The sequence below is a fragment of the Grimontia kaedaensis genome (assembly GCF_023746615.1).
Taxonomy (GTDB): Bacteria; Pseudomonadota; Gammaproteobacteria; order Enterobacterales; family Vibrionaceae; genus Enterovibrio; species Enterovibrio kaedaensis.
The window spans coordinates 1961579-1982601 of sequence record NZ_CP082275.1 but is presented as its reverse complement, the minus strand read 5'-3'; the positions used below and the strand labels follow the sequence as shown (position 1 = coordinate 1982601).

General features: G+C 47.2%; 30 protein-coding genes. 26 read left to right on the top strand and 4 right to left on the bottom strand.

What is annotated here, in order from left to right; all coding sequences use genetic code 11:
- From K6Q96_RS09150 to K6Q96_RS09035, 23 genes are all read left to right on the top strand, one after another.
- Window positions 1-693, top strand: a complete 693-nt coding sequence (locus K6Q96_RS09150; protein WP_251875152.1) for a replication protein P — start codon at window positions 1-3, stop codon at window positions 691-693.
- The gene (locus tag K6Q96_RS09145; protein WP_251875151.1) at window positions 680-1030 is read left to right on the top strand and encodes a putative endonuclease domain-containing protein; all 351 of its coding nucleotides are present in this window, start codon (window positions 680-682) and stop codon (window positions 1028-1030) included. Before K6Q96_RS09150 ends, K6Q96_RS09145 begins: the two co-directional genes overlap by 14 nt.
- A gap of 29 nt (window positions 1031-1059) precedes the next feature.
- Window positions 1060-1398, top strand: coding sequence for a Mor transcription activator family protein (locus K6Q96_RS09140; RefSeq protein ID WP_251875150.1), 339 nt, complete (start codon window positions 1060-1062; stop codon window positions 1396-1398).
- 82 nt (window positions 1399-1480) lie between these two features.
- Window positions 1481-1888: a hypothetical protein gene (locus tag K6Q96_RS09135; RefSeq protein ID WP_251875149.1), complete on the top strand. Its 408-nt coding sequence runs from the start codon at window positions 1481-1483 to the stop codon at window positions 1886-1888.
- A gap of 89 nt (window positions 1889-1977) precedes the next feature.
- Window positions 1978-2373, top strand: coding sequence for a M15 family metallopeptidase (locus K6Q96_RS09130; protein WP_251875148.1), 396 nt, complete (start codon window positions 1978-1980; stop codon window positions 2371-2373).
- The gene (locus K6Q96_RS09125) at window positions 2373-2783 is read left to right on the top strand and encodes a 3TM-type holin (protein ID WP_251875147.1); all 411 of its coding nucleotides are present in this window, start codon (window positions 2373-2375) and stop codon (window positions 2781-2783) included. Before K6Q96_RS09130 ends, K6Q96_RS09125 begins: the two co-directional genes overlap by 1 nt.
- On the top strand, window positions 2783-2971 hold the full coding sequence (locus K6Q96_RS09120; RefSeq protein ID WP_251875146.1) for a phage holin: 189 nt from the start codon (window positions 2783-2785) through the stop codon (window positions 2969-2971). Before K6Q96_RS09125 ends, K6Q96_RS09120 begins: the two co-directional genes overlap by 1 nt.
- Window positions 2958-3479: a hypothetical protein gene (locus K6Q96_RS09115; protein ID WP_251875145.1), complete on the top strand. Its 522-nt coding sequence runs from the start codon at window positions 2958-2960 to the stop codon at window positions 3477-3479. Before K6Q96_RS09120 ends, K6Q96_RS09115 begins: the two co-directional genes overlap by 14 nt.
- Entirely contained in the window at window positions 3476-4990 is a 1515-nt protein-coding gene (gene terL / locus K6Q96_RS09110) for a phage terminase large subunit (protein WP_251875144.1), read from the top strand. Before K6Q96_RS09115 ends, terL begins: the two co-directional genes overlap by 4 nt.
- Window positions 4984-6501, top strand: a complete 1518-nt coding sequence (locus K6Q96_RS09105) for a DUF935 domain-containing protein (protein ID WP_251875143.1) — start codon at window positions 4984-4986, stop codon at window positions 6499-6501. The genes terL and K6Q96_RS09105 overlap by 7 nt, the downstream gene beginning before the upstream one ends.
- The gene (locus K6Q96_RS09100) at window positions 6498-8012 is read left to right on the top strand and encodes a phage head morphogenesis protein (RefSeq protein ID WP_251875142.1); all 1515 of its coding nucleotides are present in this window, start codon (window positions 6498-6500) and stop codon (window positions 8010-8012) included. The genes K6Q96_RS09105 and K6Q96_RS09100 overlap by 4 nt, the downstream gene beginning before the upstream one ends.
- Window positions 8005-8223: a hypothetical protein gene (locus K6Q96_RS09095; RefSeq protein ID WP_251875141.1), complete on the top strand. Its 219-nt coding sequence runs from the start codon at window positions 8005-8007 to the stop codon at window positions 8221-8223. Before K6Q96_RS09100 ends, K6Q96_RS09095 begins: the two co-directional genes overlap by 8 nt.
- Before the next feature lie 363 nt (window positions 8224-8586).
- Window positions 8587-9102: a hypothetical protein gene (locus K6Q96_RS09090; protein ID WP_251875140.1), complete on the top strand. Its 516-nt coding sequence runs from the start codon at window positions 8587-8589 to the stop codon at window positions 9100-9102.
- 94 nt (window positions 9103-9196) lie between these two features.
- Window positions 9197-9487 (top strand): hypothetical protein, encoded by a 291-nt coding sequence (locus K6Q96_RS09085; protein WP_251875139.1) that lies wholly within the window; start codon window positions 9197-9199, stop codon window positions 9485-9487.
- A gap of 142 nt (window positions 9488-9629) precedes the next feature.
- Window positions 9630-9920: a DUF3144 domain-containing protein gene (locus tag K6Q96_RS09080; RefSeq protein WP_251875138.1), complete on the top strand. Its 291-nt coding sequence runs from the start codon at window positions 9630-9632 to the stop codon at window positions 9918-9920.
- A gap of 87 nt (window positions 9921-10007) precedes the next feature.
- Window positions 10008-10388 (top strand): hypothetical protein, encoded by a 381-nt coding sequence (locus K6Q96_RS09075; protein WP_102316183.1) that lies wholly within the window; start codon window positions 10008-10010, stop codon window positions 10386-10388.
- Window positions 10389-11164: 776 nt separating this feature from the next.
- Window positions 11165-11560, top strand: coding sequence for a hypothetical protein (locus K6Q96_RS09070; RefSeq protein ID WP_251875137.1), 396 nt, complete (start codon window positions 11165-11167; stop codon window positions 11558-11560).
- Window positions 11561-12131: 571 nt separating this feature from the next.
- Window positions 12132-12755: a mobilome CxxCx(11)CxxC protein gene (locus K6Q96_RS09065; RefSeq protein ID WP_251875136.1), complete on the top strand. Its 624-nt coding sequence runs from the start codon at window positions 12132-12134 to the stop codon at window positions 12753-12755.
- Window positions 12756-12971 carry a hypothetical protein gene (locus K6Q96_RS09060; protein ID WP_251875135.1) on the top strand — a complete coding sequence of 72 codons (216 nt, stop codon included), beginning with the start codon at window positions 12756-12758 and terminating at the stop codon, window positions 12969-12971.
- Window positions 12972-13308: 337 nt separating this feature from the next.
- Window positions 13309-13581: a hypothetical protein gene (locus K6Q96_RS09050; RefSeq protein WP_251875134.1), complete on the top strand. Its 273-nt coding sequence runs from the start codon at window positions 13309-13311 to the stop codon at window positions 13579-13581.
- Window positions 13582-13898: 317 nt separating this feature from the next.
- The gene (locus K6Q96_RS09045) at window positions 13899-14531 is read left to right on the top strand and encodes a DUF4760 domain-containing protein (protein WP_251875133.1); all 633 of its coding nucleotides are present in this window, start codon (window positions 13899-13901) and stop codon (window positions 14529-14531) included.
- A 169-nt stretch (window positions 14532-14700) separates the two neighbouring features.
- Complete coding sequence (locus K6Q96_RS09040; protein WP_251875132.1) at window positions 14701-15120, top strand: hypothetical protein; 420 nt, start codon at window positions 14701-14703, stop codon at window positions 15118-15120.
- An 86-nt stretch (window positions 15121-15206) separates the two neighbouring features.
- Window positions 15207-15662, top strand: coding sequence for a hypothetical protein (locus K6Q96_RS09035; protein ID WP_251875131.1), 456 nt, complete (start codon window positions 15207-15209; stop codon window positions 15660-15662).
- 129 nt (window positions 15663-15791) lie between these two features.
- Here the strand turns inward: K6Q96_RS09035 and K6Q96_RS09030 are convergent, their stop codons facing one another.
- The 3 genes from K6Q96_RS09030 to K6Q96_RS09020 form a co-directional block, all read right to left on the bottom strand.
- A complete protein-coding gene (locus tag K6Q96_RS09030; protein ID WP_251875130.1) occupies window positions 15792-16520 on the bottom strand; it encodes a phage antirepressor KilAC domain-containing protein in 729 nt (242 codons plus the stop codon).
- On the bottom strand, window positions 16517-16726 hold the full coding sequence (locus K6Q96_RS09025; RefSeq protein WP_251875129.1) for a hypothetical protein: 210 nt from the start codon (window positions 16724-16726) through the stop codon (window positions 16517-16519). Before K6Q96_RS09025 ends, K6Q96_RS09030 begins: the two co-directional genes overlap by 4 nt.
- 71 nt (window positions 16727-16797) lie before the next feature.
- Window positions 16798-16956 carry a hypothetical protein gene (locus tag K6Q96_RS09020; protein WP_251875128.1) on the bottom strand — a complete coding sequence of 53 codons (159 nt, stop codon included), beginning with the start codon at window positions 16954-16956 and terminating at the stop codon, window positions 16798-16800.
- Between the two features lie 100 nt (window positions 16957-17056).
- On the opposite strand from K6Q96_RS09020, the gene K6Q96_RS09015 reads away from it, so the two are divergent.
- Complete coding sequence (locus K6Q96_RS09015) at window positions 17057-17389, top strand: Arc family DNA-binding protein (RefSeq protein WP_251875127.1); 333 nt, start codon at window positions 17057-17059, stop codon at window positions 17387-17389.
- A 24-nt stretch (window positions 17390-17413) separates the two neighbouring features.
- Here K6Q96_RS09015 and K6Q96_RS09010 read toward each other — a convergent pair whose 3' ends face one another.
- The gene (locus K6Q96_RS09010) at window positions 17414-17755 is read right to left on the bottom strand and encodes a hypothetical protein (RefSeq protein WP_251875126.1); all 342 of its coding nucleotides are present in this window, start codon (window positions 17753-17755) and stop codon (window positions 17414-17416) included.
- Between the two features lie 1200 nt (window positions 17756-18955).
- On the opposite strand from K6Q96_RS09010, the gene K6Q96_RS09005 reads away from it, so the two are divergent.
- Together K6Q96_RS09005 and K6Q96_RS09000 are read left to right on the top strand one after the other, a co-directional pair.
- Window positions 18956-19576 carry a winged helix-turn-helix domain-containing protein gene (locus K6Q96_RS09005; RefSeq protein WP_251875125.1) on the top strand — a complete coding sequence of 207 codons (621 nt, stop codon included), beginning with the start codon at window positions 18956-18958 and terminating at the stop codon, window positions 19574-19576.
- A 794-nt stretch (window positions 19577-20370) separates the two neighbouring features.
- Window positions 20371-20976, top strand: a complete 606-nt coding sequence (locus K6Q96_RS09000; protein ID WP_251875124.1) for a hypothetical protein — start codon at window positions 20371-20373, stop codon at window positions 20974-20976.
- The last annotated feature ends 47 nt before the right edge of the window (window positions 20977-21023 follow it).

Here is a 21023-nt window from a genome sequence, read left to right as displayed (position 1 = left end):
ATGAAATCGACACAGCAACTGCTCAAGAATGCCATTGGCAACGAGCCTCCACACGGGACTCAAAAAGGCCCTTCCAATGCCGAGTTAGATGCGCTGGCAGCGAGGATAGTGAATTACCTGTTTGCCGAACTGAAAAGCATTTTTCCTGCTTGGCGTTCAGCGCTACCGACAGACATGGACGAACAGCTGGCCAAGAAAACCTGGTCAAAGGCATTTATCGAAAATGAACTTTATCGGGAAGACCAGATTCGATATGGACTCAAAGTCGCGCGGTGCCAAAACCATGCGTACTTTCCAAGTGTTGGAATGTTCATTCAATGGTGTCAGCCAACACTTGAAGATTTGGGGTTGCCGTCCGTGAGGGATGCCTATCTCGAAGCGTGCAGAAAGGCTCACTCCATCAGCGAAGCAAAGTGGACGCACCCTGCGATTTTTGTCGCCACCCGGGACACAGGCGTATTTGATCTTCGCTCAAAACCTGAAGCTGAGATGTACCCCAAGTTTCAATCGACCTACATGAAGGTCTATCAGCGTGTGCTCAGGGGAGAGGACTTGTCATTCGAGCTCCCCAAGGCTTTGCCGCCGGCCTCGGTGAGCAAACCGATGGGCACAGAAGCCGGAGTGTCTGCTGTGGCTGAGCTTCGCAAAAAACTGGGGCTGCCGAAAAAAGAGGATGACCATGAGCGCCCTTGAAGCTGAGCTGGCTTTCCAACTGACTGCCCTTGGGCTGCCAGAGCCAGAGCGTGAATACCGCTTTCACCCGACCCGTCGCTGGCGGTTTGATTTCGCCTGGCCTGCCTTGGGGTTGGCGGTGGAAGTCGAAGGCGGGGGATGGACGGGGGGAAGGCATACCCGCGGCAAGGGCTTTGAGCAGGACATGACCAAATATTCCGAGGCGATGAAACGGGGTTGGACGGTATACCGATGTGATCGTCGGTTGATCCAATCTGGTGAGGCTATCGACGCTATCTTGCAGATTTATAAGCGATTATCCGATACGCGAGCACCGTCGTTAAGTCGCGTTAAGTGACCGAATAACGTAACAAAAAGGATCGTTCCATGAGTGTGTTACATGAAATTGCGGAAGTGATTGGGGCCGCCGCTGCGGTAAGACTGGGGCAGGCCATGGGCGGGGCGAGGGTGTACGTGCCCCAGATGCTGAAACCCGACCATCCTCTGGTGCTGATACTGGGGCGGGAGACGGCGGAAAAGCTCAGTTATTACTACGGCGGGGACACGTTTGATGTGCCGAGCAAGGTGCTTTACCGCCATGTCCGGGATGCGCTTATCCGCGATGCCTACCACAGCATGCCACCGGGGGAGGGGAACCGGGCCGATATCCTCGCGAGGGAGTACGGGATATCCCGGCGGCATGTGATGAATATTGTGAGGGGCTAATTTTCTTTACAGGGTGTTTGGCAGATTAGTCTTTAGGAGATAGGGTATTACTATGATGATTAATGCTTCAAGGAGTAAGCCTGTGAATATGCCACCAAATATCCCATCAGCCGAAAAACCAAATTCTTTCTGGAACAAAGTCCCAACGATTGTGGGTTGGCTTTGTATTGTCAGCTCGGTTTTTGCTTCAGGCATGCTTTTTCTGTTTCCGGCGGCCGTGGACAGGCTTGAGGCACCGCAAGGTTTACAGGGCATTGACATCATCATTCATGCGGTCAACCTAGTGAAGGTTGTATTGGGGGTCTTCCTCATCAAAAAAAGGCTTTGGGCTGCCGCGGCACTGTTCTTTCTTCATGCCATTGACATGGGTTATTCGTACTATTCAACGGGGACAGCTGGCAGTTTTGGATTGACGTTCCTCGCGATTTACTTCTTGGCAGCAAGGTGTGTTTACGATTATCACATGTCCCCGCAATTAACCGCTAAATAGCGCTCAAAAACTGTAGCATTTCACCTGAACACAAATCAGTAAACCGCCCAATCTAGGCCCTATAGTTCAATGAATAGGGCCTAATAATCATGAGCTTTCGGTTGGGCAGCCGCTCACGTCACCGCCTCGAAGGGCTGCACCCTCATCTTGTTCAGATAGTCAAACACGCGATAACCCTCAGTGATATCGATTTCACCGTGCTGGAAGGGCTGCGCTCAACCCGCCGTCAACGTCAATTGGTCCAGCAAGGGGCCTCACAGACCCTGCGAAGCCGTCACCTCACGGGTCATGCCGTGGATTTGGGGGCATGGGTGGGGGATGAGCTCCGCTGGGACTGGCCGCTCTATCACCGTATCGCTGACGCCATGAAAACCGCCGCCAATGAGCTGGGCATCCCACTGGAGTGGGGCGGCGATTGGGTCCGCTTCCCCGATGGCCCGCATTTCCAACTGCCCTGGCACGCCTATCCGCTGGAGGTGCACTGATGTCTGTGTGGAACCTTTTGTCCGGGCTCGTTGCGCCGGTGACCAACCTCATTGATGAGCTTCACACCAGTGATGAAGAGCGTCTGGCCATCAAAGCCAAGATGTTTGAGATGCAGATGACCCTCGCGACCCAGGTGATGGACTATGAAGCCCGCTTGATGGAGGCCAAAACGCAGGTCATCACCGCGGAAGCGCAAGGGGAAAGCTGGCTGCAGCGCTCCTGGCGGCCTATCACCATGTTGTCTTTTCTGGGGCTGGTCATTGCTGACAGCTTCGGGGTATTGGCGTTCCGGCTGGCCCCACAGGCGTGGACGCTCCTGCAGATAGGCTTGGGCGGTTATGTCGTTGGCCGCAGCGTGGAAAAGGTCATGCCGTCGGTCAAAAACCTGTTACCCGGAGAGCGAGCGTGATGGAAAAGCTCAATGTGGGCATCAACTATGGCGCCTCAGCGGTCACCGTGATTGCCGGGCTCACCATCAATGAGTGGGTGGCATTGGGCGGGTTGCTGATTGGTTTGGCAACGCTTGCCACCAACCTCTGGTACAAGCGCGAGGCCCTCAAACTGCAGAAACGGGAGCGCCACGATGACACCGATTGATTGGCTCTCCATTGAAACCGAATTTCGCAAAGGCATCGAATCGAACCGCAAAATCGGTGACCGGTTCGGTGTCTCTGAAGCGTCTATCCGCCGCCGGGCCAAGAAATATGGCTGGGTGCGTGATGGCGCCACCATCAAGCGTGAACGGGTCAAAGCGCACTTTGCCGGGAAGGCAGAGCCGGACATTGTCGGTCAACCCAAAGCGGTGGCGGAAGCCATCATGGAAGCGGCTGACGAAGACATCCGTGACATGGACATGGGGCTACAGAACGCCCGTCTTGCGCTGCAGCTGGTCAACAAAACCCTGCGCACCATCAAAATGGACGAGCGCTCCATCCGCATGCTGATGCTGGATGCCAAAAACCTCAAGTTGCTGACCGACACCAACCGCACCAACATCGACATCATCCGCCGTATCCGTGGGCTCGATGACCCGAACCGCAAAGACGATGACATGACGGAAACCGAACTGGATGCCCGGATTGCGGAGCTCAGCAAGAAGCTATGAGTGGCGCGGCCAACAAGCGGGAACTGCTTTCCCTGTTGGAGAAAAAGCGGGCATTGAGGGCACGTTATTCCCTCGATGCCTATTGCCGCAGCATCATCATTCCCGGGGCCCCGCTCAATGACGAGGACGACTGTGACGAGTTCTACCCGGACACCGTGGTCCCGGCCCGTCACCACCAGTTAATCAACGAGGCGCTTGAGAGGGTGGAAGCGGGGGACATCAAGCGCCTGATGGTTTTTATGCCCCCGGGCTCTGCCAAGTCCACCTACGGCAGCGTGGTATTTCCCACCTGGTACATGGGCAAGAACCCGGGCAAGCAAATCATCTCAACCTCCTACGCCTCCAATCTGGCGTGGAAGTTCTCCCGAAAGTGCCGCCAAATCTGCAAAAGCCCCGAGTACGAACAGATCTTTGGCAGTGCCCTGACCCCGGACAACAAGGCCGTAGAAGCCTGGTCACTCACCAACCAAGCCGGTTACATGGCCGGCGGGGTGTTGTCGGGCATCACGGGTAACCGCGCCGATGGCCTGATTAACGATGACCCCATCAAAGGGCGGGAGCAGGCCGACAGTGAGGTCATCAGGGACAAGACCTGGGAAGCCTACAAATCCGATTTGCGTACCCGTCTCAAGCCCAACGGTTTCATCATCTGGATATTGACCCGCTGGCACGAAGATGACCCTGTGGGCCGTATTCTGCCCAAAAACTACAGCGGCCAATCCGAATGGATTGAAGCGCAGGATGGCGAGCAGTGGTATGTCATTTCCCTGCAGGCAGAGTGTGAGCGCGACGATGACCCGCTGGGGCGTGACCGCGGCGAGTTTCTCTGGACCGACTGGTTTTCCCCCACGTTCTGGCGTCAGGAAAAACGCTCACAGGGGACCCGTAACTGGGAAGCTTTATACCAGCAGCGTCCTGCCCCGTCGGAAGGCGGCATCATCAAACGTGCCTGGGTGAAACGCTACCGGGTACCGCCGGCGCATCCCATCCGTATCGTGCACAGTTGGGACACGGCCAACAAGGCCAAGGAAATCAATGACCCGTCGGTCTGTACCGTCTGGGCGGAGACCAAACTGGCGTTTTACCTGCTGTACGTGTGGCGGGACCGGGTGGAGTACCCGGCGTTGCGGTCGATGGCGAAAAGCATTGCCCGCAAATACCCGCCCCATGCGGTACTGATTGAGGACAAGGCCAGTGGGCAGCAATTGATCCAGGACTTGCGTGCAGAGACGCGTTTGCCGGTGATCCCGATCGAGCCTGAAAACGACAAAATCATCCGCCTCTCCTCAGAATCCCCCAAGTTTGAGGCCGGTACCGTGTTCTTTCCCGAGGAGGCTGAGTGGCTGCCTGACTATGAGCGGGAGCTGTTCAGCTGCCCGTTGAGTGACACCTTTGACCAGGTGGACAGCACCAGCCAGTTTCTTCGCTGGGCGGGGAACAGTGTGGAGCACTACGACTACCAGCGCGTGAGCGGCGGTGGCAACAGCTTTAAGCGGGAGGGCGTATGGTGAAGACCCAGACATTGACCCGGGAGATTGCCGGCCCAACGGCCATCCGAAACCCTTGGGGCAGTGGCTCCGCAGCCAGTGGCCTGACACCCAGCCGTCTGGCAGCGATTTTACAGGCGGCATCGGAAGGGGATTTGGAGGCCTATTTAACGCTTGCCGAAGAGATGGAGGAGCGCGATCCGCATTACTCGAGCGTGATGCGGACCCGAAAGCTTGCTGTCGCGGGGTTGCCGGTCAACATCGAGGCCGGCGGCGAGGACAGCCACGCGGAAAAACTCGCGGATGCCGTGAGGGCGATGACCGAGGCGCCCCAGTTCGGGGAGTTGGTCGACAATGCACTCGATGCGCTGGGCAAAGGCTTCAGCGTCAATGAAATCATGTGGGACCGCAGCGGGCGGCAATGGACACCCAGTGCTTACCTGTGGCGTGACCCGCGTTACTTCCAGTTCAACCAAAAACGCCCTGATGAACTGCGCCTGCAGGATGAACGGGACCCGGTGGATGGCATCGTGCTGCCGCCGTACAAGTTTGTCATTCACAAACCGCGGATGAAATCAGGCCTGCTGCTGCGCGGCGGGTTGGCCCGTCTGGTGGCGTTTTCCTATGTCTGCAAGATGTATGGACTTAAAGACTGGCTGGGTTTTCTGGAAATCTATGGCATTCCGCTTCGCCTCGGGAAATACGGGCCCGGGGCAAACGAGGAGGACAAAGCGGTACTCAAATCGGCCGTGGCCAACATTGGATCCGACGCGGCAGCCATCTTGCCTGATTCAATGGTGATTGAGTTTGAGCAAATTGCGCAGGCCTCCGGGGCGTCTGACGTGTTTGCCCGTTTGGTGGAATGGATAGACCGGCAGGTCTCCAAGGCGGTGCTCGGACAGACCGCCACCACCGAAGGCACCCCCGGCAAGCTGGGGAACGAGGATGCGCAGGATGCGGTAAGGCAAGACCTCATTGAAGCGGATGCGCGTCAGCTGTCGAATACCCTGAACCGTGACCTTATCCGGCCGTTCATTGACCTCAACTTTGGTCCCCAGAAGGTGTACCCCAAGGTCGTCATCGCCATCCCTGAAAAGGAAGACATTGACGCGCTGGCCACCAACCTCGAAAAGCTGGTGCCGCTGGGGCTCAAAGTCTCGGCGCAGGAAGTACGTGCCAAGTTGGGCCTGTCCGAGCCTGCCAGTGATGCCGATTTGTTGGGTGTGCCTGCCGCCCCTGAGCCTGAGCCAACGAAACCTGACGAAACGGAGCAGGCAGAGAACCACCGCAAAGCCTTGAACCGTGCTACGCCGGATGACATCGACCAGATAGCCCAAGTGATGCTGGATGACTGGGAGGGCGCGCAGCGCATTACGGACCCCATCCTTGAGGCGGTGAAAAGTGCCAACAGCTATGAAGAGGTGCTGGCGCTGCTGCCCCAACTGCTGTCAAACGCCGACCCGACCTTACTGACCCATAGCCTTGCCAACGCAGGCCTCATGGCCTTTGGGGAGGGCCGGGAAGGGGACGAATGATTGTCCCAGCCACACCACCAGTCCCTGAAGAAGCCCTGGCGTATCTGAGTAGTAAAGGGTATGCGGTTGCCTGGCATTGGGATGAGGTGTGGAAAGAGGAGCATGCCCGCGCGTTCACCGCCGCGAAAGCCATGACACAGGACCTGCTGATGGATATCCACGAAGCGGTCACGGTCGCGCTGGCCCAGGGAAAAACCCTTGAACGTTTTAAGGCAGAGCTTGAGCCGAAGCTGGCCAAACGCGGCTGGCTGGGCAGGGCGCGCATGCCGGATGGCGCTGTGGCGGAGCTCGGCACGCCACGCCGTCTCAAACTCATCTACGACACCAACCTTCGAACCTCGCGCGCGGCCGGACAATGGGCCCGTATTGACAGCCACAAAGCCGTGCTGCCTTACCTGCGTTATGGGTTGGGCCCGTCTAAAGAACACCGTGAGGACCACGTGCAATGGGAAGGGTTGGTTTTGCCGGTGGATGACCCGTTCTGGGACACGCACATGCCGCCCAATGGGTTTGGCTGCCGGTGTCGCGTGCGGCAGCTGACGGCTGATGAAGCCAAAAAGCGCGGTATCTCTGACTCCCCTGAGCTTCGCCATACCACCTGGACCCACAAACGCACCGGGGAAGTGATGGAGGTGCCGGAAGGGGTAGATCCGGGTTGGGACCATAACCCGGGTAAGGCGAGGGCGAGTGAACGCCAGCGCAGGGATAAGGAGAAAGACAAGGCCTTTGAACAGACCGTCGGTACCGCGGATAAACCGGCGCCTTTACCCCGGCAAGTGGTCCCGAGTGCCCTGTCGACCCTCAAAAACATCGACGGCGAAGACATTAACCGGATTTTGGAGGCCATCCCGGGTGCCACTGAACGGATAGACAAATTGCGGACCTTCACCCACACCAAAGGCATGAAAACCCTTATCATCAAACAAGCGGAGATGGGGGAACGAAACCGGGGCGCCAGCCTTATCCGTGACCGCGTCATCGGGTACCTGGATGACGAACAGGAGCGCTATGGGCGGTATAATTACACTATCCGCAATCCTGCCCGAGTGGGGGGATTTACATCGGCGTCGTTTAACCATGTGGTAGTGAAGGGAAACAGCAAGGTACGTTTTTCAAAGGCCAAAGCCCCAGAGGTGGCACAAGAGCTTAAAGATGCGGTTGCAACAGCCGCTCAGCGCAGAGGTGCCAATGATGCTCCCAGCTTATGGAGCATTGCTGATGGCGCATCGCCCGAGGCTGAATTGGTGGCTACTTGGGTACATGAACTTGGCCATCAGGTTCACTATTGGGCGGGTGGTGAGCGTGCAGAGCATTTGGCGAAGCGGTTCTTATCTAAGTACGGACGGCACAATATTGAATACCGCGAATATTACGAGTATCACGCAGAGCATTTCTGCGCTTGGCTATTTAACCGTGAAGCGTTTGCGGAGTTTGACCCAGATGCCGCAATATATTTTGATGCACTGATTGAAAAGGCCATTGAGGGTCGAGAGAGGAAACGCCATGACTGAGATTGAAGCTCTTGATTTGTTAGACAAGGAAAAGCGTAAAGGTGAACAGATTGACTATCTGGCTTTTGGTAAATTGTTGTTAGAGCTCACACCATATTTAAGTGACCGACAAGCCGGCATGATGTGGGAGTCACTATCAGCGTCAGCACCCATAGAAGTGATGATGGAGTTGGGCGGCGGCAGTGACAATGTCGTGCCGATTCGCCGTTAACACCGATGTTTGTGCCATTGGGGGAAGTCACCCCCGCTTTCTCCAAACCTTCCTACACCTTTCAGATTTGCTCTCTCAACAAACCCACCAAAGGAAAACGGTGCAGATAGGCAACCGCTTCTGTCATCTGAGTAGAATTTTCACTGTTAATACAAACAGTTTAATCAAAGATGTCTCATAATACCGTAGCAAGCCGTTTTGGGGTGTTTCTCCAAATGCCGATTTTAAAGGTCGGATAAAGTGGTTTTAAATTAGTACGTTACAAAAATTCATATTTAGGCGTACTGTTGTTATTGGACAAAGTGGGGTGTTTAATCGCCCCATTTTGGGGTTGAATACACTGTTATGCCTCATGAGGAATCGATGACTGAGTACGTATTTATAGTTCCAGCAGATTATGGCTGTTTGGCAATACTCGATCCTGAAAAATATGTTGGTTTCGTAACTGAAGATTGGGCGATTGAAGGTTTAAAGAAACACTTCATCAATCAAAACAAGAATGGATCTCTAATTTCATGGGGCTGTAGCTACGGAAATTGGATTATAAAATTGACTATTGGTCCATCGAAGGATGCTGGGTATCGCTCATTTGTATCTGGCTTTAAAACCAATAGTAAAATACTTCTAACAACGTACGAAAGCTTAACGATGGCCGCCCAATTTGAAGATGTTACGCTCCCCGAAGCGCATGAAATAGAAAAGGTTATAGAGGTGCAGCCGGGAAGCTATAAGGTTACTGTGACTCAGCTGTTTCACACTGATCAAGCTGAATCAGATGAGGTATTTAATCAAAAAACACCTCACTATCTAGTTTCACTTGAGCCTGTAAAAGAACAGGTAGCCCCAGTAATGGCGGTGCCGTGGTTCGAGGGATACTAAGGCATAACAAGGTGCTGCTAGGGACAAACCAACGCTGCGCTTCGGTATGCCCCAGAGCACTACGTTATAGCTTTGAAAAAGTAAGGAGATTCCTTTGCTTGAATTATTGAAACCTATCGTCTTTCTGGCGTGTGTCCTGACTGCGGTTATTCATTTCTTCAAAGGTTGGAATTACTACAACAAAATGCTCCATGAGCTTAATAAAAAACACATTCCATTTCTTCTCATTGTACCGTTCCTGATATTTTTCAAAGGCCAACATAATGACAAAGGGGATTTGTACAGGAGAAAAATGTTAAAGCACAATGCACTTTTTATTCTGTTTGTCGGCCTTCCATTTTTGATGGACTATTCATTAGATGCTTGGGAGGCTGCGAGGCTATAACAAGGCAATAAACGTGGACGCTTTGTCACTGCGGCAGTTTTTCAAAGTGTAGTGAATACAAAGGATTAAAGCAGTTTTGGGCGGTTTGATAAGCGCCCATTATTGCGACGTTATGCTGACGTTATGCATCAAAGGAGATTCCGTGCAAGAAATAGATGACGAATTTTATGAGCGTGCTGATGCGCATATTCATTTGTCCAATGATCAGATAAGTGAAACGGCCACTTTTGGTAAAGTGAGTGCATCAAATATGTATGCTACGGCTCGCTTCAATGCATGGATTAGTGCGTGCGGTTGGGATAATGGCGAGGAAATGGCTGCATCCAAACAGGAAACTCTGGACTACTTTGTCACTGAGTACCGGAAAATGCTCGAAGAAAATCTAGATGATTACATCGAAAACTTCGAGTCTTACATGAGGCCTAGCGAGTAACGCATAACAAGGCCATTAAACATCGCCCCCCTTCGGGGGCTGGACTCGCAAAAAACGCGCTCGCCGTTTATGGCAACGTTATACACTATGAAGAGTTACGAAGAAATCCGCGGCCACAAACAAGACTTCGAAGTCTCCTATCGTTTGTATCCTCCAAGTGAAGGCGGCTTGCAATCACCTTCCCAACATATGCGCTGTGACTTCGCTTATGCTGAGGACAATGTCGAGAAGTCTGGTATTTACATGATTCATCCCGAGTTCTTGGATCAAAACGGAATGCCTATTCCAGAAGGCGTGCCAATACCTTCAAGAGGGCTTGCTTCCATGTGGGTACTTGTTCCTGAAATGCGTGAAAAGGTTCATATACAAAAATTGCAGGTAGGGACAAAAGGGTATTTTATGTCGGGAAGCAGGCGATTAGGTGAAGTACAAGTAACCAGATTGGTTGATCTGCTGAAAAATGTATAACAAAGGCAATCAACGGGACGCTTTGTCACTGCGGCAGCTTTTCAAAGTGTTGTGAATACAATGGATTAAAGCGGTTTTGGGCGGTTTGATAAGCGCCCGTTATTGCGACGTTATTTCTTATCGCATAGGTGAATATGGTGATCAAATACAATTGGGTTTGTAACCAATGCCAACACGTTAACAGGTCTGGCACTGATTCTTGTGTAAAATGCGGCTGCTCGGCATATGCGAACCCAGATGAAATTCTAGCTAGAAAACACCCCGAAGAATTTAGATTTAAAGAACGAAAAAAATATATCGAATCGAAAGCAGTCTTCTTTCTTATTGCGCCCAGCTTTATTATCTTATTCTTTTACAACGGGCAAGCGATATACTTCGGTTTATGGCTGGTTTCACTAGTAGTCGCTGCAATTTCAGAAGCGGAGTTTTTGTCATTCGTATGGAGGGATTTATGGGCCAGGAAAGTCATACTTATAAACTCAGCTTGTTTATCCCTCCTTATTACTATTAGGCTCTCGCTGCAAGGCTCAGCTCTAGAAAACTATGTCGTATTCCCTTTGGTCATGTACTTATTCTTTACTTTTCTCTATCTGAAAAAAAGTAAAGCGAGTAACAGATTTGTTGCTCGGTATAAGAAATTTTAAGATAACAAGGCGATAAACGTGGACGCTTTGTCACTGCGGCAGCCTTTCAAAGTGTCGTGAATACAAGGGATTAAAGCAGTTTTGGGCAGCTTGGTAAACGCCCGTTATTGCGGCGTTATAAGGAGTTAGGTTTTGGCTAAAGTGTTCATTTTTCTCTTTGCTATGATTCCGCTCAGTGCTCTTTGCAAAACAGTTCCTCTCCTAGAATCTTCAGTAACTGAAAATGGAACAACTCGTACTTATATCCTCGAAGCACCAGCAACTATCGTAAGTCAGTCACCAGTTTTTGATATCTTCAAAGATTCTCCTCCTGTATCAATTTCACAGGCTGCTCAATGGTCAATAGAAGTCTATAGTGATTACTTTGGTGAGGAGGCTTGGGGCATCGATTCGATCACGCTGGATAATATCCCTAGCCGTGAATATAGAGATCGTTGGTTCTACAAGGTTAATGTCCGTGGCTCAAAATACTTTGCTGTCGCCGTACTCATGGATGGTTCAGTGTTTGTCAGTAAAGTCAGAGAGTAGTAAGCATCTAAGCTTCTTATAACAATCGACTACGGCGGCAACACTTATAAACGCACGTTCGCCCATGCCCCATGCAATGAAAAGCCGGCTCGGCTGTTAGCTCTCCCCCAAACTTCCCGAATAACAAAGCGCTCATTTACATCGTGTCCACGCATCACACGTAAAGCGGGCGCCTTGGTTGGCCTTCACCCGCCAAATCCGCTCTAATCGTCAGCGAGAGCCCCTCACGCCTTTCTCCTGCCAACGCTCTGGTGTTTGGGCTCTCAAGTCTCTCCGGCTGCCCCGCGCAGCCAACCCCTACACCGCAAAGATAACAACAGCAAATAGCTAACTCCTGTTTTATTTACCCAATAAATACAACTGCTTATTGATTGCGCACTCAATAAGCAATCGGTCCTCCATGCGATCAAAATCAAATCTGGTTTTATGCACTTTGTGGTACATTCCAGCCAAAAGTTTTAGACAGTGATGGCGTGTTGCGTGCCGAGAAGCGAAGGGCGGTAGCTTTGGGCTGAATGGGCAGGTTGTCCGCTAATAAGCTGTTATGCAATTTTTGATAAAGGAGTGATCCTTGGCGAAGAAAGATAAAAAAAATAAGAAAGACAATGAGTTGGCTGAAGGCTATGCTAGAAAAAGTAAACTATTGCAAATTCGGACTGATGCTCTTTCTGCGGAATATATTTATAGACAAGAGTTGAATAAAATATCTTTTGTTACCACCGCTATTACGGCGCTTACCATTCTAGTGCCCGTTGTAATAACTCTTGCCTTGGTTTGGGCTAAAGATACAGATTATGAGCAATTAATGAATGGTATATCTTACATATCATCTGGTGTGTTGCTATGCCTTTCTATCTGCAGCTTAATATTCAAATTTGAGCAACGAAAAGAAGCATACTTAATCGGTAGACGTACAAACATTTCCATTGGGAATGAGGCTCAAGAACTAATATCTAACAGTGGATTAGATGTTACATGGTTCTATAAATTTGTTGCGGAGCAAGACGCAAGAGATCAAGAAAATATTTCTAATATCTCTGACTCAGTAACGCAGGAAGCGTACCGATATACGCTAAAGAAACTTCAACCTAGTGATAGCAATGTTGTATGTTCAGTGTGCTCCGCGTCACCATATATTTTTTCCAAAGGCAGTTGCCAATTGTGTGGTAACACACCAGTAGATAAGGAGACATAAATGTCTAATAAAACAACGTTTGACAATTGGTTTAAGAATCTTTCAGAATCCGAGAAAGATGAAATATTGAGCCATATTTTGTCTACTAAGCTTGATGTTACGAATGAGGGCTTCTTTTCGGGTCCATCTGGTAATACTTTAGAGAAAGGTCTTTTTACCGGGCCTTCTGGCTCTAGTGGCCACCAAGTTTGTGGTGGCTGTGGGCGTCCACTATAAAACTTCATAATAATCTGTTTAAGAATAATTCCGCAACGCTTGGAATTTTTCTATGCGTTGTGCTTTGTGTTTAAGGTGGTATGCGGGAGCATCGTATTGCGTGCCTCACACCTTAACAAGGAGTTCTAAGTCAAAGGAAATTATCAAGCTAGATGGAAATTAAGTGCTAAAAAATAATTACGAAACAACATAAATGTTCTGAAGATGATGTTCAAATCATTGCACCAGAAGTATTGCCAGAAGTTGAGATAATCACTCAGGTTAACGTTAAATATTTGGTTTCAGGTATGGAATTTTAAATATCGATTACAGTTACCCAAACGATAAGGAAATAAAAATGCAGTGGGATGATGTAAATGGTCCAATGACATATTTTGGTGTAGTTCCGGTCAATACGGATCGTGTTATTGAAGTTGGTGAGTATGCTAAACTTCGAGCAGATGAACTAGAGCTAGAGGTGAAAGTAAAAATTACCGAAGTAGATGGAGGGGAGTTGCAAGGTGAAATTACTGAAATTGGTCCCGATCCGCGCGTTGAAGCCAATGGTTTAACACGAGGTGATGTTGTTAGTTTTCTAGAGCAAAACATAGTAACACTTTATCGGAACTAGGCTTATAACAAACTGTTTAAGAGTGATTTGCAACGCATGAAGTTTTTACTATGCGTTGCGTATGCTCAACCCTCTCAACCCTCTCAACCCTCTCAACCTTCAACTACCTAATTTTTTTGAACAAAATCTCCCCAATCAAACTCCCATGCGATCAAAATCAAATCTGATTTTATGCACTTTGTGGTACATTCCAGCCAAAAGTTTTAGACAGTGATGGCGTGTTGCGTGCCGAGAAGCGAAGGGCGGTAGCTTTGGGTTATTAATCCTCATGAGGGTAATCCCATGTCATTTTTTATGTTAGTAAGGATACTTGAGTTTTGGAATATCTCATAGAAAATAGGCAATACTTAGAAATATTATACTTCATATCAGGGCCATTAACTTTAATTGGTGTTGCTATTGCGTTAATTCAGCTTTATTTGTTTAAAAGAGATTTAAATACCAAATATAGGCGTGAGTCAATGCAACTTACGCTAGAGATGTTTCATCCGAAATCTCTGAGACTATCAGAGCTTTCACGTAAAATGGATGATGCATTTGAATTAGAAGAGATAGAAATACCGAATATAGAAGTGAAAGAGTTTTTATATGAAAGTATACAGAACGAGCCGTGGACGAAAAAATTTCAAGATAGTATTGAAGCTTATAATGCATCTATCGACTATTTATGTGAAGTCGACCATATAGCGCAGGTAGTTTTGTCAGGTCTAGCTGATGAAGAATTTGCTTTTAAATGCCAAGGTAGTTACTTCGTTGAAGTTGTAAATGAGGCAAAGCCAATGATACTAGCTATTAGAAATTCAGATAACTCAGAAGTATTTAGGGATACTATAGATCTTTATAATTTGTGGAATGCAAAAGTGAAAAAACAAAAGTTGTTAGCAGAGCATAAGTACCGAGAAAGAGAACTTGAATCTTTATCTACTCACACTGTTCCTACATTAAAATAAGTGAATTTTATAGGAAAGTTAATAGTGAATATTGAAGCGTGTTTGTTCACCATGAGTTGATTTTCATAGTTTAGATAGTATACTTAAACATAATATAAATCCGCATGCTATTTGAGTGTAAATTAATTTTTTGATAGAATCAAACGAAAATTATAAATGTAAATATTAAATGGTAAATATAAAAGTGAGTGGTAATTTTTGGGACGAAGTAAAAAGTAATAAGCTTTCTACTCTATCGGCATTTGGTAGTATTTCGAGTATAGTAGCATTAGCAATGGTATTCCTTGACTCTTTGGGCGACGATTCGATTGAACCTGCCCTTATGGGATGGAGGATAATATTCTTCTTTATCTCTATAATTGCTATTACTGGATTGATGTTGTGCACTTATTATTGGGCTAAAGCAGCATATAAAAATCCAAATAATAGCGACTCAGAGAAAGTACTTGCTGTGACATGGCGTACTATTTTGGGCCTTCTTATCACTGGTATCGCAGTTGATGGTTTATTCGCAGTGATTTATTGGACGCCCTGGATGTGGAGTTTTGTCCGTTTACTTGAAGTTTTTGGATTTGTCCATTTTACCTAGTCTTATAATTTTAAGGTGTGAAGTCTATAAAGTATAGTTTATATAAAAATTTCAATAATTACATCCAATTTTAAATGAAGTTTTCTATGAGAAATATTGTGTTGTCAATAGAGTTTTGGAAGTTTGCGGCTCCATTATTTGGGGCCATTATTGCTTGGTTTGTAAATGAATGGCGAAAGCGAGTTTGGGAGCAATATAACCGTAAAGAAGAATCTTATAAGGAGTTGCTGAAATGTTTGGAGGGATTTCAGCAGAATTTTGAACCGGTTGAAGCTCGTAAATTGAGAGCGCAGTTTCTATCTGAAGTTAACAAATGTTGGCTCTACTGTCCTGATGACGTAATTGAGAAAGCATATCAATTTTTAGAACTATCAAAAAAGAGCTCTTTTAATAATGAGTCAGAAAGAGATATTCACTATGAGTTGTTAGATGAGGCTGTTGGAGTTTTTGTTACTGCTATACGCCAAGATCTCTTATCCCGCAAACTTGTTAGAAAAACAGAGCTTAATGAAAAAAACTTTATGATATATAGAGTTCGATAAATTGTAAGTTACTTGACAAAAATTCACTCAATAGGGGCCCGACTCATACTTTATAGATAGTGCGATAAAACTCATGTTTGTCCAAATCTAGAAGTTCTCTACCAAAACCTGTCCCCCAAAGGGCTCACATCAGTGAGCCCCTGAATCTCCAATCATCCTTAAACTCCCCGGCGCCAACCTTTCAGCCAACACCACCAACCCCTTAGATGTCACACGCACTTGCTCAACGGTGCGCTGATTCACCGTTGTCACCTTATGCTCCAGTAATCCCCGTTGCAGCTTGTCTTGATAGCCAATCCAGCTTTTCCCGTCAGGGCGTTTGTATATCCAGCGATTCGCCGCCAGCCAAGCGAAGAGGGCTTTAGGCTGCAGCTGCAGGTTCTTGGCGGCATCGGTGATACAGAGCGAACCCTGGCTATCCGCGATGAGGTGATAGGCCTCAACCTTGGGGCGGTCTTCTGCCACTTGGGCTTGCAGCTTCAGTTTCTCTTCCTCGGCCTGTATGGCGAGCTTGAGGATATCCATGCGGGAGAGGTCAGCGATGCTGTAACTGCCGGTCTTTCGAATCGAGGGCAGAACATCCGATACCACCCAGTCTTCGAACTTCTCAGCTTCGGGTAGTTTGGAGCGCATGATGAGGCGATAGACATCGCGTTCGGGGATGATCTGGACATGACGGACCTGACCTCCCATTTCGGTAGGGCAGGTATTTGTTGATTTACAATGGGTACTTACGGCTTTTGAAGTATTCGAATACCCCAAAAGTTCAGCCACATCCTTTGCGATAAACCAGGGCTCGCCATTCTGCTCAATCACCCGAATATTGGCTTGCTGGAATTGGAAAGGGATGATGTTCATGCGGCCTCCTTGAACAGCTGTTGGCAAGCATGATCGATGTCAGTGATGCGATCGCTTAACAGCCAAAGGGCATTGGATAAGGTGGCGGTATCGATGGTGCGGTATTGGTCATCGACACAGAGCGTATCAATGAGGGCGTTGGCCTGTGCCAACATACGGTTGATATCGTTTTGGATTTCCAAGTGGTTGTTTGTTAGAGTCGACATGTCGATTCTCCTACTAGTACTAGGGTGTTGACATAGGGCCTCAAGAGTTGCCGCTCTTGGGGCTCACCTACCTAAATTTGATGATTGCTGTTTTTCTCTTTCCGCATTTTCTCTATCAAAACGTTTACTTCTGAAGTAATTGAGCGTCGATTTTTAGCTGCTCTTGCCTTCAGCCAACTATGGTTTGAAGTGCCGAGACGGATTTTGGTTTGAACGTAATCTTCTGTCATAACCAGTTCCTTTTTGCTAAGTTCTAAGTAGAACCATATAGGTTCCATTAGTAAAAATAGAACCGCCATGGTTCCATTGTCAATGGAGTTTTATTGTTTTATGACTGAAGAAAAGACCATGCAATTCAAAATTCGCATTGGTGAGGAGCTGCACAAGAAGGTTAAAACTTCAGCAGAACAGGCACATAACAGCCTAAATACAGAAATACTTGAAAGGCTCGGTGCCACCATCAAGATTGATGAATTTCTTGAGAGAAAGGGTGAGCCATATCGATATGATACGGTTATTGAAATGCACTCCCGACTAGAGGAAGCGTTGAAAAGCACTGCAGATGCTTTGGCTCGAACAGAGGAAACGTTAGATAGCAAACTAGAGCAAATGGAATCTAATCTGCTAGAGAAGATCGCTGCACTAGTTGAGAAGAAGAGCTGATGTTTTGAGCTCTTCTTAATGTCATCACTGGCAAGTCTTTTCGCCCAGTTTTACCCAATCATTTCCTTTGATAAGCCTATCGAAATCAATAATTTGCACCCAAACGTTTTTACCTTTGAAGCCGTAATCGTAAAGGGTCAGACAAACGTATTCCGCATAACCCTCCCGGCGTGAGCCATCATCAATGCCTCCAACTTTGAAAATGTCCGGGGCAGTCCACACCGCATCCTTTGCCGTTTTCTCTTCATCGCTCTGAAACAGTGTCTGCACCTTTTGGTGCTCTTCGCTGTAAGACTTTGCATGAATCTGCAAAGAGAAAAGGCAAGCAATATAGACGATTGGAAGTAGGGCAGTTTTTTTGTTCATAGTGATTTCACTCGTGATTAGGATATCCGGAAATGGAAAGATAGATTGATCGGTTCGCTGTTAGGTGCATTAAAATCACTACATTGATAGAGTGCGCTCTAGATATACTCTTTACGAGCTTTTGATGAAAAAGTTGATTGGATGGGGAAATTTATGGGCGTTGCAAACCTGTTTGGGACAACCCAATAAAGTCGATCGAGTCACTATTGAGTCGGGGCCCAGAAAAGTAATATCATGCCTCCATTGTTGTATGAAATTATAGGCTTTAGTATTGCCACAGTTAATTTACTTTCGAAACCTGTATCGATTCTATGATTCGAATGAGTTTGAAAACGCGATTAGAAACTCCAAAATTTGTGACTTTGGCCCTTGGGAGGACAGAAATGTTGTTATCAAGATAGAGCCAAATTGTAGTTTTATGGCTAGTGCGCTAGTGAAGTTGCTCTGTCTATGTCACAGTCTCGTAAAGCAAGATGTTCGGCTAACTCTCCAGTTCTTGGGTGGTAAATGTAATTGTTTTACATTTATGAATAGATGCGGTTTTTTGACTCAATTACCTCCAAACATGCTTGTATTTCCGAATCGGCCTACCTCTCAAGAAGACACTTCACTGATATACAAAGGTAACTCCCAAAACTTACTAGAAATAAGGCCTGTCGATCCAAATGATCGCGCAAAGAATCGTCCTATCCCGAGTCAGTTAACAAATGTGATGTGCACGAAACTTGGTCTGAATGCTGACAGTGATTTTCCAACTTGGATTAATACAGTTATTTGTGAGTTTTGTGATAACGTCAGGCAGCACAGCCAATCAACATCAAACGGCTTTGTTTACATGCAATACTACCCAAAAACGCAAACCATTTGTATTGTGATTGCTGACTTCGGAATCGGATTGCTTCGCAGTTTGAGAGAAGGCCTTAGCAGACGAAATCATCCAATGAGTCACGCTTCAGATGATGTCTTATTGCTTGAGGTGTTTAACCGAGGCCTGAGCAGTGTCTGCGATGTTAGAGGGTCAGGACTACACAGAATGGCTCAAATGGCGATTGCCTATAGGGGGAAGCTGCATCTTAGGTTGGAATCGTGTGAGGTGGATCTTAAGCCAACAAACAACCAGTTTGCCAGTGCTGAGTTTCGAGAGTGCGTAAAGATGTCCGGAACACATATTTCTTTCACCTTTTCAGTGCCAGAATTGTGATGTCAGTATTGCAAAATGACGATGAATCTGCTTCAATAAAATCTATGAAACAGATTATTTCTCGTCTTAAACTTGCAGACTTCATGGACTTCGAACCTAACGACAACGGAACTGTTGACGGATGGGGTGTAGAGGATGGTGAGTTTGTAGCTGAAGGAATCGCCAAATATATTTCTGGTAAAACAGAAGTAGATATCTTCGAAATCTCCCTTGAAGGCGTTAGGCGCATTGATGCATCTTTCCCTAGAGAAGCTTTTCTTAGACAAGCACAAGATTTGATTGGTAAAAAAGGTTTTTATGTAACTAATGTTGCAAATGAAGTCTTGTTGGACAATATCCGGGCTGGAGCGGACAAGCTGCCTTTCCCTATACATGCTGAGTGTAATGGCTCATGGCATTTACTGGGGCCCGAGCCTAAGCGTACACAGCAGGCTTTGTATGAATATGTGATGAATAAAGGGTGGGTTGCAGCGTCTGATGTCGCCGAAGCCCTGGACCTTAAAATCAATAATGCAAGCAACAAACTAAAAGAGTTGGTCACTTCTGGTTTGCTGATGCGTAAAGAAGGTATTGCAGAGTCTGGTGGTGTTGAGTACTACTATTTTCCGATAAAGAAATAGATAATCTCGTTCACAAAAAATCTTGACGCAGATATCTTGTAATGCTATGATTTAATTAGGGCTTGAGAAAAGCCCTAAAATAAAACCTAGTGTTCACATTTTTTCGTGAAGCGGAATCGGCCCTTAAGGGTCATTATAATAGAAAGATGTTCACAATAAATTATGAACGAGGGTTGGCTCTAAGGAGCATTTTTCTTAGTGGGCCATTCACAAAAAAACATGAACGAGGGGGTGCTGAAAACAACAGAACGTAAAAAGTTACAGAAATTTTAAACAACTACATCACTAAATCAGGAGATTTAAAAATGAACTGTAAAGAAAAAGATGTCCCAGTATGCGCGTATGTAAGAAAGCGCAAAGGGAAACTGGAATACGTATGTGCTCATTGGCGCTCATCGCCTGGAAGCGGTATTACGGAGATAAAAAATCCCCATTCTGAGGAATGAGGACATTTTTGGCTTTGGTGAAGCAACTCGTCAACCGAGCCACAAACCCCAAGCGATACTTTGTTTTGGCGAATTGAGTATAGCGATAGTCAAAGGGTTTGCCAACAACTGAGTTGCCAAATTGTTGATAGGTAAAACTATGAGTAACAGAAAAGCAGCTCCAAAAGGCTTTAAATGGGTTTTCTGCCGATACCGCAGAGTTAAAAACTCCACGAAGCTTTTGGATGCACGAGACTATGGCTATGACACTTGGTGTTTTCTAGTCCGTTCAGCGGGCTGATAAGCTAAAGGGCTGCTTGAAGTAGCCCTGTTTCTTCAAAGTATTCAATAATTAAAACAGGTAAAAATATGGAATTTGAAACAATCTTAAAGCTGCTGGGGGTTGGCGCAGCAATGATTGGTGTTGGCTGGAAGTACTATCAATTTACGACATCAAAAAAATCCAACCTTCGCGAGGAATATCGCTTTGCTAAACAATTTCTATCAGATTGTGAGGAGGGGAATATTCATCCCTTCGCTGAAGAGAAAGGGTATCAAGCTATTGCTGGCTCGGCGGCAATGCAATTAAGTGAGATAAAATATATTCTAAGCTTAAAAGACCCTGTGAGTAAGCTGAATCAATACATTGAATCTCGAAACCACTTTGAGTCGTTTAACGCGGATAACCCATCGCTAAAGTTGAAGTGGCTTTATAGAAATACGAGAGTCAGATCGATCCTGATTGGGGGCGGTTTTATTGCTTACTTACTCTCTGCGATCTCGCTTGTTTCACCTTTACTGTTTCCGGAGTTTTGGTTTGGCAGTGAAGATGTTCGTTGGTCAGCCTTTTTGGTACTTGGGCCAATTTTAGGGCCAGCGGCATTTCTATCTATGCGTTACAGTGTGAAAACGTTGATAGCTGGTCGTCTGGTAGAAAATCAGAAAAGTCATCGTTTTAACTTTGCGCTTCTCTAACTGGATTTCACCACTGAACCTTTTCACCTAATCCCCTTCAAACTGCC